Here is an 18290-nt window from a genome sequence, read left to right as displayed (position 1 = left end):
ATGAAAGAAAAAGAAGAAATATCTGCAAGGATCAATACCCGAAAATACCAACCCCTGCAGATTAGACCAATGGCAATGAGGTCTTTTTTTATATTTTATCTCTTTCAGAGAAAATATCAATCATAATGAGGATTCTGTTTTAATTTACCATCAGATTTGGTAATCTGAACCGAAGGATAAGGGAATACGATCATGTAATCCTGATAAGCAATCTTATCCGTATAATCCTCATACTCACCTACAACGAATGTGGAAGCAGGGTCCTGGCGGTTGGCATAATGACGTACGCGCGGACGGGCATTCAATTCGGCAGCAGCCAAAGCCTTTATTTCAGTATTGCCTGAGCGATACCAGCGTTTCAAATCATATAAATGGTCTGTAAACTCAAATGCCAATTCACAACGGCGTTCATGATATAGGTCAGCCATAGTAGCAGTGCCCGTCAATAATGCAACATTGGCACGTTTACGAATGCGATTCAAATCAGCCGTAGCCAAGTCCGCTTTATTAGTCATCAAATAAGCTTCCGCACGGAAAAGTAACATTTCTGCAAAACGGATAACCGGAAAATTAATACGTACCGTCGGCCAGTCTCCGTTTGTATTGATATACCCCTTATTGGCTGCATCTTCATACTTAAAGGGATCCATGTATTTATTAATCATAAAACCGGATTCAATATCCGAGCTTGAATAAAAAGCACGGGATTCACCCAAGAATTGAAATTCCTGACCATACTCTAAAACCGTACGAACCAAACGGTCATTACCAGCTCCGTCTTTCAACATCTCTTCGTAAATATCATAAGACGGCTTGTTCTGTCCCCAGCCATTATATTGTCCCCAGCCTTTGTTCTCAAGGACAACTCCCGGAAACTCCGAACCGCCACCTTGAGAGCCACCATTTCCAGGAATAGTCCAAATATACTCTTTATTCCACCATTTAGAGAAATCAGAAGAGAACAACTCTTCATAAGTACCGGCTAAATCACGTCCGTAAGCAGTTTCCAGTTCATTGACCATACTGATTACATTTCCCCATTGTGTAGCATCCCAAGTTGCCCAATAAGCATAAACTTTAGCTTTAAAAGCTACTGCAGCCGCATCGTGCGCGCGTCCTCTATCATTATCTCCATACTCTTCAAAACGGGGCAAATACTCTATTGCCTTGTCCATATCCGAGATAATCAATTTATAATTATCGATGACCGAAGCTTGCTGAGGAGGAATAGAATTGTCATAGCCACCTTCAAAATCTTCATAACGGACAAAAGGTACCCCTTGTGTATCAAGACCGTAACGATAAGCAATCAAGAAATGAGCCCATCCACGAGTGAAGTAAGCTTCACCGAGACTTCTCTTTTCAATATCACTCAAAGTGGTGCTTTTCCCTTTCTTAAGCAACTCTTGTATTACCCAGTTGGAACGTGCCATCACTTTGTACATAGTATCAAAAATAGTACGCAAAGGGGATTCGTCTCCTGTATATTTCAATGTAGCAAGTGTTGGAAAATCACGGGTCTTTCCCCACACAACGTCGCACGCGGCACCTTGTTCCCAAAACAGTTCGCGTCCATATACAGCTTCCTGATGAAATCTTTCATACAATGCATCTACAGCATCAATAGCCTGCAGGTCATTGGTAAAATAAGTCGTTGTAGTAGCATCTCCCTCTGGTTGCACATCAAGGAAGTCACTGCAAGAACTCATAAGCAATGTGGCAGACATCGCAAAAAATAATATATTTTTTTTCATAATCATTCTTCTCTATTAATTATTAGTAAGTCAATTTTACACCAACAGATAATACGCGAGATACCGGATATTTCAAAGCATCCCAGCCACCACATTCAGGATCCATACCAGAATATCCAGTGATAGTAGCAAGATTTTCACCACTGAAGTACACAGACAAACGGCTGTTACGGTCATTCAAATGAGACCACTTGCGGAATACATCGCTTAAATCATAAGAAAGGGTTACATTCTTCAAACGCAGATAAGAAGCATTCTCCAAATACCAATCAGATGCAGTCGTAAAGTTTCCATTCGGGTCATTCTTTGACAAACGAGGAATATCAGAACCGGTATTTGTAGGACTCCAAGCATTCAATATCCCGCTGGAACGGTTAAAGTTTCCTTCTACATCACTCAACAGCATGTACTTTCCTACATATAAAGCTTTTGCTCCACCTACTCCCTGGAACATGGCACTGAAAGAAAGTTTTTTCCACGTCATTCCCAATGTAAAGGCAAAAGTCGTCTTCGGAGTCGCACTACCCATATACTGACGGTCTGCATCCGTAATTTTACCATCGCCATTATGATCCACAAACTTCAAGTCACCAGCCTTGGCATTCGGCTGAATACCTACCCACTCTTTTTCACCATTATCATTGGTCACATATGTTCCATGTTTAGCATTCCACTCGGCAACTTCTGCATCACTTTGGAACAAACCATCTGTCTTAATCAAGTAGAAGGAATTCAGAGGTTCCCCTTCCGTACTCTGCATCATATAAGGGATGCTACGGAACCTTTTATCATTAGGCCACAAACCCGGATTGCCATCCGCATCCTTCACACCTATATCTGATACCCAGTTCTTTAAATACGAGAAGTTACCCGATACGAAATAAGAAAGGTTTTTGTTAATCTTATCGCTCCAATTAGCTTGAATCTCAAAGCCACGGTTACGCACTTCACCTTGATTGATTAACATGGCATCGAGTCCCATAGTAGAAGGCCACCCCATTGATTGTGTCTGAATCAAATTGAAAGTACGTTTATCAAAATAGTCTAATGATACCGACAAACGGTTTTTAAACATCTCAACATCCAAGCCCAAGTCAGTCTGTTCTGAAGTTTCCCAGGTCAAATCAGGATTTAACGCAGAGCCGTTGTAAATCAAAGTATTCCAGATATTATTTGCCTCAGGACCATATTGTGCTTGTTCTGTCCACGAGCTTTTCTTCAACAAAGCAGACTTATAATTAAGCCCTATAGAGCTCAAATTACCTACACGCCCCCAAGAAGCACGCAATTTCAGCAAACTGATAAAATCACTCTTCTTAAAGAATTTTTCATTAGATATTTTCCATCCAAGGGTCACTGCAGGGAAATCACCATAGTTATTTTCCTTAGGCAAACGTCCAGCATAATCACGACGCCAAGATGCAGTAGCAAAATAACGGTCATTATAAGAATAAGCCAAACGGGCAATCAACGACACATTGGCATCAGGTCCAGTCAAATAGTCAGATGCTGTCACTGATCCTGCATACGCCATGTATTGTAAAAATTCCGATTCATCCGCAAAATCCTTACCCGTCACTTCCAGTCCACGCGTTTCAGAATGATCTGCCGTAGTCGAGAACAAGGCACCAACCGTATGTTCACCGAATGTCTTATCATAAGTCAGGGTATTTTCCGTCTTCCAAGCATCTCTACGGTAAGTAGTTTCTTGAAGATTATTCGACAAAGCCGGTTTACCTACTTCATCACGAATAGGATTGAACTTCTTGTAATGATTAGTCTTCATATTATAAGTAAAACGACTCGTAAACTTCAATCCAGGAAGTACATTAGCTATCTCCAAGCTGGTAGTGCTCCATATGTCACTTATCTTGTCATACAAATTCTCTGCTTCCAATAGACGTACCGGATTTACAGCATCCCCGTGGATATCAGAGAAATTCGAACCATATTTTTCAATATAGGCAGGATCTTCCGTAGTCACACCACCATAACTTCCGTCCAACGGATTATAGACAGTGGCACTTGCCGGCATGTAGATAGCCGAAAGGATAGGTCCTGTATAAGCATCGTTATCCGTAGCTTTGGAACGTTGGGTAGTGTTCTGCCATACAAAATCCTCACTGACGCTCACCCACTTGTTCAGCTGCATTTTACCATTATAACGTAATGTAAGATTCTTCTTGAAAGTATTAATCAAAACACCTTCATCATTATCGTAAGCAAAAGATATACGATTTGAAAAATTATCAGAACCTACATTCAACGCTACGTTATGACGTTGGTAGAAGGCAGTGCGGAAAATCTCATCCATCCAATCAGTACGAGTCGTACCTATCCATGGATTTTTGGTAACATCCCAACCGACTGGAAGCGAAAGTCCTGCATTTTGATGAGATATCTTACGCATCTCAATCTGCTGCTCCGCATTCAGTGGTTCTATCAAATTGGTAGCCTGACGAATACCAAAAGTGCCGTCATAAGTCAACGAAGGAGCACCTTGTTTCGCTTTTTTGGTAGTTACCAACACAACACCACCTGCACCAGACTGTGCGCCATAGATAGCAGCAGAAGCAGCATCCTTCAAAACAACGATACTTTCAATATCATTCATGGATGAGATAGGTGCACCGGGAACACCGTCCACAACCCAAAGTACATTGTCTCCATCTTGTGAGCCTTGACCACGAATCACAATGTTAGGAGAAGAAGTTGGGTCGCCACCATCGGCCGTAATGGTAACACCTGCCAGCTGTCCCTGCAGCATGCCTTCGGTAGAAGTTACCGGGCGAGCAGCCAATTCTTCAGTATTACTTACTACACCCACTGAAGCAGACAAGTCCTGCTTACGTGTATTCGCACCATACCCTAATACAACAACCTCATCCAGAAGTTCTGTATCCTCTTTAAGCACAATTACCATTTGTTTTTCTGCCACTGGTACTTCCTGAGTCACATAGCCGACAAAACTGATTACCAATACGCCGTTTTTATCGGCCGAAACATTAAAGTTTCCGTCAACGTCCGTAATCACTCCATTAGTCGTCCCCTTTACTAACACATTGGCACCAATCACAGGTTCGCCAGTCTGATCCTTTACTGTTCCTTTCACAGAAATCTGCTGTGCATAAGCACCTGCCGACAAGAACAGTCCCAACAATAGGGTCAGAATCGTTCGATAGATTCTAAGATTTACTTGTTTCATGCATTCAAAATTTAAAGTTTATAATATAGAAAATTATAATTCCGCCACAAAGGTCAGAAAGCAGAATTACATAGTTATTACAAAAGGAACAATTCTCTAACAGTCCTTATTTATGCGTAAAATAATATAACTGCAAAATATTTATTATTTTCAATCAAACCGTATAGGGATTATTACTCAAGAAGAGCGGCAGCACCCAATAAACTGGAATCCTTTTGATGCGAAGCCACCACACTCACATTATCCGATATAATCTTGTAGGGAAAACTTTGCATTGTTTGTTCCATAGCATTTTTAAAGAAAGGAAAAGCCGATACAATACCGCCTCCTAAAACAATAGCCTGGGGAGCATAGGCAAAAAGAATTGCCTTTATAAGATTACCCAAATGCCTCCCAAACTCTTTCCAAATCTCCAATGCAGCTTGTTCTCCTTGCTGGGCTTTTTCAGCTACTACCGCACCGGTAGTGCCATAACGTTTAAACAAGAAACTACTGCAATAGTGTTCAAAATCAGAGTCCAAATAAGGAAATGAGCCTATCTCACCGGCTCCCATATATTGCCCACCATACAAACGACGGCCAATGACAACGCCAGCTCCAATTCCGGTCCCAATAGTAACGCCTACCATGTTGGTATAAGATTTTCCTTCGCCGTATAGGCTCTCCCCCAAAGTGAAACAGTTGGAATCATTATTAATGGCAACTGCCACCTTGAATTCGTTCTCCAAAATCTCCTTCAAGTGTATTTCTTTCCAAGAAGATATATTTGCTACATTATATACAATTCCTTTCTCCGGATCAACAATTGAAGGGACACCGATACCGATACCATCTACCTGCTCATTCATCATATTCCGAATAAGCTGGGAAAGCTGGTTTAGCACAGTAGAAGCATCTTGCTGAGCTAAACATGGAACCGACACTTTATTCAAGCAGTTCCCTTTTTCCACTTGGGCTATTCGAATATTGGTTCCTCCTAAATCTATTGACAGTTTCATAGTATATAACATTAAGGTGTTCAACATGTGCAAAATTAAGAAAATGCTTTTTTTTCAGTATTCCCAATTGCGCATATAAATCTTCATTTTGCGCAAACATTACTGTCAATCAAATATTCCACCAAATCTTTTCCTCCAGGTTCACTGACAAAATCGATAAAAACAATACCGCAATTCCGGCTATTCTTTTGTTTTAAATAGTCAGCAATAGGCTTGTTCACCTTATCAGCAAAGACTTTAGGGGTTCCCAAGGGCAGCCCCGTCGCACTTACAAAAGTAATTCCCCACCGACGTGAGGAAACCGGCTCAGCAGACATCCCTTCAATATTACGGACACAAACCCCTACCTTCTTCCCGGCCTCCTCACCCGATTCATATTGATATTCATCTTCGAGCAAAGCCACTCCTTCCTTACCATCTTTATTGCGAAGAGTGAGCAGGCAAGTACTGTCATCCTCCCAACCTACACATGCTGCTCCAGGATAATTATCCATAGCATGATCCCTATGCAGGAAAAGAATCTTTCCACGGCAATCTTTCAGCGTCAGTTCAGGGCGAAAGTCCATCACGAAATAACTTTGATACTCAGGGCTGCTTAAAGAAACGGACAGCAGAGAAGCATAATCCCGCAATTCTCCCCCTTCCTTTTTCAAGGAAACAATCAAAGTCTCAGAAGGATATGTTTGCAGAAAGTGTATAAAAGCAGGTAAAACATCATCTTCCCAATATATATCCTGAAAGGCATGACTGTGAAACACCCCCAGTTTATTACCCTTCTTTTCCAAACGGATATCGAAAGCACGGATGCCTTGCCGTAATTGAGCGGGAATATCTGTTGCTTGTGTTTTCAACATATGCCCTCCTTTGATACTACCGCTATCGTGTGAACCAGGAATAGAAATCTTACATATAGGAAGCGTATCATGGAGAATCCTCATCCACTCAGGCCGCAGTGCAACCTCATCCCGCGCCTCCGCACAAGTATCCTGCAATCTGGAAGCTGTAGCACAAACCGGAGCATTCAATAGAAATATGGTCAAAGCTAATACAACAACTGTTCTTAATCTGTTTCTCTTCATAGTATATTGCTTTTAAGTTTACTGCATGCAAATGTAGAGGGTTCATTCTTTTCCCTCATCCTAAATTGCGTATTTAGTTCTTCATTTTGCGCAAACATCGAAAGCAACATATAGTAACATCTGAGCCAAACGTAATGTACCTTTTCATTACATAAATGTACCTAACGAAAAATGCCATACATTCTCCGTACTGCGTATCTCATCCCAGACGAAGCCCTCCCAAGAAAAGGATTTCAACTCCTCAGGACACTCCAGACGGTTCTTGACAATAAAACGCGTCATCTCTCCGCGACACATCTTGGCATAGATAACGACAGTCTTCGGCTGTCCGGCCTTCCAAACTTGAAACTCGGGCGTAATAACACGCACCTCTTGCTCCACCCGCTTCCAGTCGAACAAATCTTTCATTTCAGCACTTGCCAAATTAATGAGAACACCGCCACAGTTTTTAATTTCCTCTATGAAGTAATCCGTCAACAAAGGCTTCCAATAATCAAACATGGATATTCCACCTTTTTCGGGCAAACGGACATCTCCTTCCAAACGATAGGGTTTGATACCGTCCAGCGGGCGAAGCAACCCATAAAGAAAAGAAGTGATACGCAGATGTTCTTGCGCATAACGAAAATCCTCCGCTGAAAAATCTTTCGGAAGAATGCGTTTAAAAACAGCTCCCGTGTAGGCGCAAACGGCTGGCATCGAACGATTCTCCTCCGAACAGAAATCATGAAAACGCAAACGGTTCTCGGCAGCAATTTTGGTATTCACCCGAAGAAGCCTTTCCAATTCGGATACTGAATACTGCGACATTTCCAACGCATTCCGCACAGCCTCCGTTTCGAATTTCGGGACTGTGACTTCGGGCACGACAACAGAGCAGCGCGCTGCCATGGTCTTTGCACAAGAGATAAAAACAAGCATAGCGATATTTTTTAATGGATACAAAAATAAAGTTTTTTAGTGGAGAATACATATACTTATAAAGTTTTTCCGCAGAATTCACCTCCGTTTCAAGAGTTTTTCATACCTTTACACCTTGTTGGAGAAAAGTGCACGTATTGCCCCCCTCTACTCCCCCAACATCTTGAGATAGAAAAAGAAAAAATAATATATAAAATGACTCACAAATGGAATTATCAACCCATTACACCCGAACAGGCAGAAGCAAGCCAACAACTGGCCCAAGAATTGGGAATTAGCCCAATATTGGGAAAATTGCTGGTGGAGCGGGGAATAACAACGGCAGCGGATGCCCGGAAGTTTTTCCGCCCCCAACTACCGGACTTATACGACCCATTCCTGATGAAGGATATGGATATAGCCGTAGAGCGCCTGAACAAGGCAATGGGAAAGAAAGAGCGCATTCTTGTTTATGGAGATTATGACGTAGACGGTACCACGGCTGTGGCATTGGTCTACAAGTTTATTCAACAGTTCTATTCGAACATCGACTACTATATCCCCGACCGTTACAATGAGGGGTATGGAGTTTCAATCCAAGGAGTAGACTATGCCGCAGAGAGTGGTGTAGGTTTGATTATTGTATTGGACTGCGGTATCAAAGCCGTCGAAGAAATCACATACGCCAAGGAGAAAGGCATTGATTTCATCATCTGCGACCATCATGTCCCCGATGATGTACTGCCCCCTGCTGTAGCCATTCTGAATGCCAAACGGGAAGACAACACCTATCCTTATGAACATCTGTCCGGATGCGGTGTAGGCTTTAAGTTCATGCAGGCATTTGCCCTCAACAACGGTATCGAGTTCCATCACCTTATCCCTTTACTGGACCTTTGCGCCGTCAGTATCGCATCGGATATTGTCCCCATTATGGGTGAAAACCGCATTCTCGCCTACCACGGTTTGAAGCAGTTGAACAGTAATCCCAGCGTAGGCCTGAAAGCAATCATTGATGTCTGCGGACTGACGGACAAGGACATCACCGTCAGTGACATTGTATTCAAAATAGGTCCCCGCATCAACGCCTCCGGACGTATCCAGAACGGGAAAGAAGCTGTTGACTTGCTTACTGAAAAAGATTTCTCTCTTGCCCTGGAGAAAGCCGGACAAATCAACCAATACAACGAGACACGCAAGGACTTGGACAAGACCATGACCGAGGAGGCCAACAAGATTGTAGCTGACCTGGACGGACTTGCCGACCGACGTTCCATCGTATTGTACAATGAAGACTGGCATAAAGGCGTCATCGGCATCGTAGCCTCCCGGCTGACGGAAATCTATTACCGGCCGGCAGTAGTACTGACACGTACGGATGACATGGCAACCGGATCTGCCCGTTCCGTCTCCGGATTCGATGTCTACAAAGCCATTGAATACTGCCGCGACCTTCTGGAAAACTTCGGAGGTCATACCTACGCCGCCGGTCTTTCCATGAAGGTGGAAAATGTACCGGCCTTTATCGAACGCTTCGAAGAGTTCGTATCACAAAATATCCTGCCGGAACAGACATGCGCCGTCATCGACATCAATGCCGAGATTGATTTCAGAGACATCACTCCGAAATTCTTCAGCGACTTGAAGAAATTCAATCCATTCGGACCGGACAATGCCAAACCCATTTTCTGTACGCACAATGTCTATGATTATGGTACCAGCAAAGTCGTAGGCCGCGACCAGGAACATATCAAGCTAGAACTGGTGGATAATAAATCGAACAATGTAATGAACGGCATCGCTTTCGGGCAAAGTTCCCACGTACGCTTCATCAAGACCAAACGTTCCTTCGACATCTGCTATTCCATTGAAGAGAATACCCATAAGAGGGGTGAAGTGCAGTTGCAGATTGAAGACATAAAGCCGAACTGAAAGCCTCTCCCCTAACCCCTCCCCCACAGGGAGGGGAATAAGAATAGTCTCCTTATATTAAGGAAATGATGAAAATTGGTTGATGCTATAAGATTAGTAATCACTACTATTAGCATAGAGAAGGAAAGAATATCAATTCAACGATAAGAAGTAGCAAGAAAGTTCAATAAGACCATGAGCAGCAGTAGTAACTTCAAAACTCCCCTCCCTATGGGGGAGGGATTGGGGGTGAGGCTTCTGAAGCAATACTGGGGATACGATACCTTCCGGGGAATCCAGGAAGATATCATCAACAGCATTACCGAGGGACGGGACACTTTGGGACTAATGCCCACGGGAGGAGGAAAATCCATCACTTTCCAAGTTCCGGCACTTGCTAAAGAAGGACTTTGCCTGGTCATCACTCCGTTGATTGCCCTCATGAAAGACCAGGTACAAAACCTGAAAAAGCGGGGAATCAAGGCGCTTGCCATCTACTCAGGCATGAGCAGGCAGGAAATCATCGTCACACTGGAGAACTGTATATTCGGCAATTTCAAGTTCCTCTATATCTCCCCCGAAAGGCTCGATACTGAAATCTTCCGCACCAAACTGCAGAAGATGAAAATCAGTATGATTACGGTAGACGAAAGCCACTGCATATCGCAATGGGGCTACGACTTCCGTCCTGCCTATCTGAAGATAGCCGAGATACGCACACTGCTACCCGGTGTACCCGTGCTGGCACTGACAGCCACTGCCACTCCGGAAGTAGTGAAAGATATCCAGGCCCGTCTGCATTTCCGTGAGGAAAATGTGTTCTGCATGAGTTTCGAGCGCAAAAATCTCGCCTATATCGTCCGTAAAACGGAAAACAAGACGGGAGAGCTGTTGCACATCCTGCGCCGTATGCCCGGAAGCGCCATCATCTATGTGCGCAACCGCCGCCGCACCAAGGAAATTACCGAACTGCTGCACAACGAAGGCATCACCGCAGATTTCTACCATGCCGGACTGGATGACGCCACCAAAGACATCCGCCAACAACGCTGGCAAACAGGAGAAAGCCGTGTCATGGTCGCCACCAATGCATTCGGTATGGGTATCGACAAACCGGATGTACGGATTGTCATCCACATGGACCTGCCCGATTCCATAGAAGCCTACTTCCAGGAAGCAGGACGTGCCGGAAGGGACGGACAAAAAGCCTACGCGGTCGTCCTTTACGCCAAGTCGGATAAGGCAACACTGCACAAACGCATTCCCGACACCTTTCCTGAAAAAGAGTATATAAAGGAAGTATATGAGCATCTTCAATACTATTACCAGATGGCAATGGGAGACGGACAAGGCTGTGTACGCGAGTTCAATATAGAAGACTTTTGTCGAAAGTTCAAGTACTTCCCCGTTCCCGTGGACAGTGCCTTGAAGATTCTGACACAAGCGGGATACCTGGAATATACAGACGAACAAGACAATGCATCCCGGCTACTGTTCACTATCCGTCGAGATGAACTTTATAAACTGAGAGAGCTCGGCGAAGATATGGACAAACTCATCCAAACCATTCTCCGCTCCTATACCGGGGTTTTCACAGACCATGCTTTCATCAATGAAGATTCACTGGCCATACGCACTGGACTCACACGCCGGCAAGTGTATGAACAGCTCATCCACCTAGCCAAGCTACATATCGTCAGTTACATCCCCCGCAAAAAGACACCATATATAATATACACGCGAGAGAGGGTTGAAATGCGCCACCTGCAAATCCCTTCCACCGTGTACGAGGAACGCAAAGAGCGATATGAGAAACGCATAAGTGCCATGCTGGATTACGTGAGCAGCGATACCGTGTGCCGTAGCCGGATGCTGCTACACTACTTCGGAGAGAAGAACGAGCATAACTGCGGGCAGTGCGACACTTGCATCAATTTGAAGAACAAGAAACCTTCCGGCCACCTTTCGGAAAAGGAACTTTCTGAAAAGATTCTTCAAGCCCTATCTGATAAACGACAAACTCCAGCCACTTTGGCAGAACAGATAGCAGACGATAAAAACATGCTCATCGATGTGTTACATGGATTGTTGGACGAAGGCAAGGTAATTGCTGTCAACGGAATGCTTCAAATCAAAAAATAATTCATTACTTTTGCCGTTGGAAAAGAATGTCCTGCCGCTGAGAGGAACATCTCCTATCAGCCATGCCCCTCCTTTTCCTTTTTAATTTTTAATTCTTTAATTTTTAATCACCTATGGGATTCTTTAAATCTTTTTTCTCCGGCAAGTCAGACAGTCCGGCAAATGAGAAACAAAAAAACGAACAGAAGAATTTTGAGATATTCAAGTATGACGGTATGCGCGCACAACGCATGGGCCGTACAGACTACGCCATCAAATGCTTCACTGAAGCCCTTGCCATTCAGGAAGACTTCGAGACCATGGGATATCTCGCCCAAGTCTACACCCAGACCAGCGAACTGGACGAGGCGCACAAACTACTGGAACGCATGACCGAAATAGAGCCGGAACATATCTCCACCTACCTCAGTCTTGCCAACGTATGCTACATGCAGGAAGACTATCCCGCCATGGCAGGAGCGGCAAAGAAGGCTATCGAAATAGAAGAGGGCAACGCCATGGCACATTACCTGCTCGGCAAAGCAGACAATGGGCAAGGGGACGGCATCATGTGCATCGCCCATCTTACGAAAGCCATCGTACTGAAAGATGATTTCATCGAAGCACGTCTGCTCCGTGCCGAAGCCCTGGTCCAAATGCAGCAATACAAGGAAGCGATGGAAGACATAGACACCATTCTGGCACAAGACCCGGAAGACGAAAGTGCCATCTTGCTCCGCGGAAAGATAGAAGAAGCTACGGGAGACAAAGAAAAAGCAGAAAGCAGCTATCAGAAAGTGACGGAGTTGAATCCCTTCAACGAACAAGCCTTCCTCTACTTAGGACAGCTTTACATCACCCAAAACAAACTGGCAGAAGCCATCGAGCTCTTTACGGAAGCCACAGAACTGAACCCTAATTTCGCAGAGGCCTATCATGAGCGCGGACGTGCCAAGTTGCTGAACGGCGACAAGGAAGGTTCTGCAGAAGACATGAAGAAAGGACTGGAACTCAATCCTAAAGAGATACAGAACTTTAACGGACAATATGGTAACCAACCGGGGGGAAGTACCGGTAATATCCTGGGATTATGACAAATTCAATTATTGCCGCCAATGAAACGAAATTTATTTCTATCAGTACTTTTTGTACTGATGTTCGCACCTGCCCATGCACAGCAAGTGAACATATTGTCCTATAACGTACATAATTGCATAGGTATGGACAAGGAGTACAATTACCGGCGCATTGCCAATGTTATCAGTCAAACTTCTCCGGACATAGTCGCCCTGCAGGAACTTGACAGTGTAACGGTGCGCAACAAAGGAATCCATGCTCTCGGAGAACTAGAAAAACTGACCGGAATGCACGGGACTTATGCAGCAGCCATTCCTTTTCAGGGTGGAAGCTACGGCATCGGAATCCTCTCCAGAGAGATACCCATAAAATACAAAATCATTCCAATGCCCGGACGGGAAGAAAAACGTACCCTCATTATTGCAGAATTTAAAGATTATGTATTTTGTGCCACACACCAGTCCCTCACTCCAGAAGACCAGCTCCTTGCCGTACCATTGATAGAAAAAGCCTTGCAAAACGTCGATAAGCCCATCTTTATGGCAGGCGACATGAACTCTGCACCAGCAAGCGTTCCCCAGCTGGAATTGGCAAAACATTTTGCCACCCTCAATGACACAACCTCTTATACTTTCCCGGCAGACCGTCCCAACCGATGTATAGACTACATCTACGGCTATTCCAAGAATGGGTATCGGTTTGACGTACAATACCGGAAAGTCATAGAAGACACCATTTCATCCGACCATCGTCCGGTTCAAGTCATTGTACAAGTTAAAGGGAAACAAGTTAAATTGCTACTATCCCTAAAAAAAACATTGTTTTTTGTTTGTATATAAAAGAAAAGCATTACTTTTGTCACGTAATTCAAAAACAGAGAATACAAGTATGAAGTCATTTACTTATGCATATTACTTCTTTTTTTACTTTTACTTTAGCCAGAAAGTAGAGCGGGAGTTTGTATGTATCAAGTGACAGTGATGCTTAAGGACTGAATAGAGAAACAAGTAAATATACAGAATCCCGCTCCATCGTATGGAAGCGGGATTTTTTTTATAGCATAACCAAGAAAATAAAAATAATGAAAAAGGTAGCCATTCAAGGAACATTAGGCTCGTATCACGACATCGCCGCACACAAGTACTTCGAAGGAGAAGAAATAGAGTTAATCTGTTGCGCCAACTTTGAAGACGTGTTCGGTGCCATCAAAAAAGACAGTCAGACCATAGGAATGCTGGCGATAGAAAACACCATTGCAGGTAGTTTGCTGCATAACAATGAGCTATTACGCCAAAGTGGCGCACAGATTGTCGGCGAGTACAAGCTGCGTATTTCCCATAGTTTTGTCTGCCTGCCCGATGAAGACTGGGATGATATTACCGAAGTCAACTCCCACCCTATCGCCCTGATGCAATGCCGTGAATTCCTGGGACAACACCCCGGAATCAAAGTGGTGGAAGGCGAAGATACCGCCCGCAGTGCCGAAATCATCCAACAGGAACATCTGAAAGGCCATGCAGCTATCTGCTCCAAAGCTGCTGCAGAGCGTTATGGCATGAAGGTCCTGCAGGAAGGTATCGAAACCAACAAACATAACTTCACCCGTTTCCTGGTCGTAGCCGACCCTTGGCAAGTAGATGAACTGAACCGGCATCGCAGCAAGGACGTCAACAAGGCAAGCATGGTATTCACACTTCCCCATACTGAAGGAAGCCTTTCCCAAGTATTGTCTATTTTGTCTTTCTACCGCATCAACCTGACCAAGATACAATCACTGCCCATCATCGGGCGTGAATGGGAATACCAGTTTTACGTAGATGTCGTCTTCGACAATGTACTGAGATATAAACAATCCATTGCGGCCATCACACCGCTGACCAAAGAGCTGAAAATATTAGGAGAATATGAAGATGGAAAATCAAACGTGTAGAATAAAGCCTGCCGACCGCCTGGCAAGCGTAAGCGAATATTACTTCTCGAAGAAGCTGAAAGAAGTGGCACAAATGAATGCCGAAGGAATGGATGTCATCAGCCTGGGAATCGGAAGCCCCGACATGCCGCCTTCCGAAAAGACAATCCGGACACTTTGCGAAGCTGCCTGCAATCCGGACGGACATGGTTACATGCCCTACGTAGGTATCCCCGAACTGCGCCGCGGTTTTGCGGACTGGTACCAAAAATGGTACGGTGTAGCATTGAATCCCAACACAGAGATACAACCGCTCATCGGCTCCAAAGAAGGCATCCTGCACGTGACGCTGGCCTTTGTCAACCCCGGTGAACAAGTATTGGTTCCCAATCCCGGCTATCCCACCTATACTTCATTAAGCAAGATTCTGGGTGCCGAGGTCGTGAACTATAACTTGAAAGAAGAAAACGGCTGGATGCCCGACTTCGACGAACTGGAACGGATGGACATGAGCCGTGTAAAACTGATGTGGACCAACTATCCCAATATGCCCACCGGGGCGAACGCAACACCGGAACTGTACCGGAAACTGGTGGACTTCGCACGCCGCAAGGACATCGTCATCGTAAACGACAACCCCTACAGTTTCATCCTGAACGAACATCCTATCAGCATCCTCAGCATTCCGGGTGCCAAAGAGTGCTGCATAGAATTCAATTCCATGAGCAAAAGCCACAACATGCCGGGCTGGCGTATCGGCATGCTTGCCTCGAATGCCGACTTCGTGCAATGGATATTGAAAGTAAAAAGCAACATCGACAGCGGTATGTTCCGTGCCATGCAACTGGCAGCCGCCACTGCCCTGGAAGCAGAGCAAGACTGGTATGACGGCAACAACGCGAATTACCGCAACCGCCGTCAGTTGGCAGGAGAAATCATGCATACCTTGGGTTGCACCTACGACGAAAACCAGGTAGGCATGTTCCTCTGGGGCAAAATCCCCGACAGCTGTACAGACGTGGAAGAACTGACTGAACACGTGCTGCATAAAGCCAGAGTGTTCATTACTCCCGGGTTTATCTTCGGAAGTAACGGGAAACGGTATATCCGCATCTCCCTCTGCTGTAAGGACAATAAACTGGCAGAAGCATTGAAGCGTATCAAGGACATGAAATAAATGCTTACAAGTAAGAGATGAACACCCTAAAGCCGGAATCCCGTTTACTAAAACTCCACCGGAGATTTACTAAAACGGGAGGAACGATTTAGTAAATCTTCTCCGACGTTTTACTAAATCTCCGGGACCTTGCTCAGAAAGTCTTCTGAAAAGGAGGAAACGTCACAAGGAAGAAAAAGCATAATTAAAGAATATTATTAAACAAATAAAGAATATGGAACTCGAATTAGAACCTATCACATTACCTGGTGTTGAAGACAAACGCCCTATGGTAATAGCCGGCCCCTGCAGTGCCGAAACCGAAGAACAAGTAATGAGCACCGCCAAACAATTGGCAGACAAAGGCCTCAAGCTATTCCGTGCCGGCATCTGGAAACCGCGCACCAAACCGGGCGGCTTCGAAGGAGTAGGCGTAGACGGCCTTGCATGGCTGAAGGAGGTAAAGAAAGAAACCGGCATGTACGTTTCAACAGAAGTTGCTACCGCCAAACATGTATACGAATGCCTAAAGGCTGGAATTGACCTTCTTTGGGTAGGTGCACGTACCACCGCCAATCCTTTCGCCGTACAGGAAATTGCCGATGCACTGAAAGGCGTAGATATCCCGGTACTGGTGAAGAATCCGGTAAATCCTGACCTGGAGCTGTGGATTGGAGCTTTGGAACGTATCAACAATGCAGGCTTGAAACGTCTGGGTGCCATCCACCGCGGATTCAGCAGCTATGACAAAAAGCTCTACCGTAACTTGCCCCAATGGCATATCCCCATTGAGCTGCGCCGCCGAATTCCCAACCTTCCTATTATCTGTGACCCCAGCCACATAGGTGGAAAGCGCGAACTGGTTGCTCCACTCTGCCAGCAAGCTATGGATTTGGGCTTCAACGGACTGATTATCGAGAGCCACTGCAACCCGGACTGTGCCTGGAGCGATGCAGCCCAGCAAGTCACCCCGGATGTGCTGGATTACATCCTCAACCTGCTGGTCATCCGCAAGGAAACACAAAGCACCGAGAACCTCAGCGAATTGCGCAAGCAGATAGACGAATGCGACAACAATCTTATTCAGGAGCTGGCCAAACGGATGCGTGTGGCACGTGAAATCGGTACATACAAAAAAGAGCATGACATGACCATCCTGCAAACCGGACGCTACAACGAAATCCTCGAGAAACGCGGCTCGCAAGGCGCATTGTGTGGCATGGATGCTGAATTCATCAAAAAGGTATTTGAGGCGATACACGAAGAAAGTGTGAGGCAACAAATGGAAATTATAAATAAGTAATTATTTAATGTGCCAATGTGCTTATTGGCTGCGCAGTGATGCCGCATGGCAATAAGCACATTAGCACATTAGCACATTAAACATCATGAGAATACTTATACTTGGGGCCGGAAAAATCGGCTCTTTCTTTACAGATATATTGAGTTTCCAGCACGAGACGGCTGTGTTCGATGTCAACCCGCACCAACTGCGTTTTGTCTACAACACCTACCGCTTCACTACATTGGAGGAAATCAAGGAGTTCGAGCCGGAACTGGTCATCAATGCCGCTACGGTGAAATACACACTGGACGCCTTCCGCCAAGTGCTGCCAGTACTGCCTAAGGACTGCATCATCAGTGACATTGCTTCGGTAAAGACCGGATTGAAGAAATTTTACGAAGAAAGCGGTTTCCGATATGTATCGACACATCCCATGTTCGGCCCTACTTTTGCCAGTCTCAGCAATCTGAATACAGAGAATGCGATCATCATCAGCGAAGGTGACCACTTGGGAAAAATCTTCTTCAAGGACCTCTACCAGACAATGAAACTGAACATCTTCGAATATACATTCGACGAGCATGATGAGACTGTAGCCTATTCGCTGTCCATTCCGTTTGTATCCACCTTCGTGTTTGCAGCGGTAATGAAACACCAGGAAGCTCCAGGCACTACATTCAAGAAGCACATGGCTATTGCCAAAGGACTGCTGAGTGAAGATGACTACTTGCTCCAAGAAATTCTCTTCAACCCGCGCACTCCCTCACAAGTGGAGAACATCCGCCTGGAACTGAAGAATCTGCTGGAAATCATCAACAACAAGGATGCGGAAGGCATGAAGAAGTATCTGACCAAAATCAGAGAAAAGATTAAATAGAAAAAATGTCCATTGTGA

Annotated in this window: 13 protein-coding genes; 8 read left to right on the top strand and 5 right to left on the bottom strand. The window is 44.9% G+C overall.

The annotated features are described in order from the left end of the window. Window positions 1-116: 116 nt before the first annotated feature. The 5 genes from DXD65_RS16055 to yaaA all read right to left on the bottom strand — a co-directional run bounded on the left by DXD65_RS16055 (window position 117) and on the right by yaaA (window position 7957). A complete protein-coding gene (locus DXD65_RS16055) occupies window positions 117-1754 on the bottom strand; it encodes a RagB/SusD family nutrient uptake outer membrane protein (RefSeq protein ID WP_005833325.1) in 1638 nt (545 codons plus the stop codon). Between the two features lie 22 nt (window positions 1755-1776). Then, window positions 1777-4959: a SusC/RagA family TonB-linked outer membrane protein gene (locus DXD65_RS16050; protein ID WP_005830023.1), complete on the bottom strand. Its 3183-nt coding sequence runs from the start codon at window positions 4957-4959 to the stop codon at window positions 1777-1779. A 173-nt stretch (window positions 4960-5132) separates the two neighbouring features. Next, window positions 5133-5957, bottom strand: a complete 825-nt coding sequence (locus tag DXD65_RS16045) for an ROK family protein (protein WP_005833328.1) — start codon at window positions 5955-5957, stop codon at window positions 5133-5135. 83 nt (window positions 5958-6040) lie between these two features. After that, on the bottom strand, window positions 6041-7036 hold the full coding sequence (locus tag DXD65_RS16040; protein WP_005830019.1) for a phosphatidylinositol-specific phospholipase C: 996 nt from the start codon (window positions 7034-7036) through the stop codon (window positions 6041-6043). Window positions 7037-7183: 147 nt separating this feature from the next. After that, on the bottom strand, window positions 7184-7957 hold the full coding sequence (gene yaaA / locus DXD65_RS16035; protein WP_005830017.1) for a peroxide stress protein YaaA: 774 nt from the start codon (window positions 7955-7957) through the stop codon (window positions 7184-7186). A gap of 195 nt (window positions 7958-8152) precedes the next feature. Here yaaA and recJ point away from each other — a divergent pair, with 195 nt between their 5' ends. The 8 genes from recJ (at window position 8153) to DXD65_RS15995 (ending at window position 18272) form a co-directional block, all read left to right on the top strand. Further along, the gene (gene recJ, locus DXD65_RS16030) at window positions 8153-9868 is read left to right on the top strand and encodes a single-stranded-DNA-specific exonuclease RecJ (RefSeq protein WP_005833333.1); all 1716 of its coding nucleotides are present in this window, start codon (window positions 8153-8155) and stop codon (window positions 9866-9868) included. Between the two features lie 210 nt (window positions 9869-10078). After that, window positions 10079-11989, top strand: a complete 1911-nt coding sequence (locus DXD65_RS16025) for an ATP-dependent DNA helicase RecQ (protein WP_008664190.1) — start codon at window positions 10079-10081, stop codon at window positions 11987-11989. A gap of 113 nt (window positions 11990-12102) precedes the next feature. Beyond that, a complete protein-coding gene (locus DXD65_RS16020) occupies window positions 12103-13062 on the top strand; it encodes a tetratricopeptide repeat protein (protein WP_005830011.1) in 960 nt (319 codons plus the stop codon). Window positions 13063-13083: 21 nt separating this feature from the next. Beyond that, complete coding sequence (locus DXD65_RS16015) at window positions 13084-13884, top strand: endonuclease/exonuclease/phosphatase family protein (RefSeq protein WP_117887786.1); 801 nt, start codon at window positions 13084-13086, stop codon at window positions 13882-13884. Between the two features lie 242 nt (window positions 13885-14126). Then, window positions 14127-14975, top strand: coding sequence for a prephenate dehydratase (locus tag DXD65_RS16010; protein WP_005830004.1), 849 nt, complete (start codon window positions 14127-14129; stop codon window positions 14973-14975). Continuing rightward, window positions 14950-16131 (top strand): pyridoxal phosphate-dependent aminotransferase, encoded by a 1182-nt coding sequence (locus DXD65_RS16005; RefSeq protein ID WP_005830000.1) that lies wholly within the window; start codon window positions 14950-14952, stop codon window positions 16129-16131. The genes DXD65_RS16010 and DXD65_RS16005 overlap by 26 nt, the downstream gene beginning before the upstream one ends. Before the next feature lie 214 nt (window positions 16132-16345). Then, a complete protein-coding gene (locus DXD65_RS16000; protein WP_005829998.1) occupies window positions 16346-17413 on the top strand; it encodes a bifunctional 3-deoxy-7-phosphoheptulonate synthase/chorismate mutase type II in 1068 nt (355 codons plus the stop codon). A gap of 85 nt (window positions 17414-17498) precedes the next feature. Further along, a complete protein-coding gene (locus tag DXD65_RS15995; protein WP_117887785.1) occupies window positions 17499-18272 on the top strand; it encodes a prephenate dehydrogenase in 774 nt (257 codons plus the stop codon). Window positions 18273-18290 lie beyond the last annotated feature (18 nt).

It is taken from the genome of Bacteroides sp. 4_1_36, assembly GCF_003466325.1.
Classification (GTDB): Bacteria; Bacteroidota; Bacteroidia; order Bacteroidales; family Bacteroidaceae; genus Bacteroides; species Bacteroides uniformis.
Note: the sequence above shows the minus strand (reverse complement) of the source record. Positions and strands in the feature narration are given on the sequence as shown.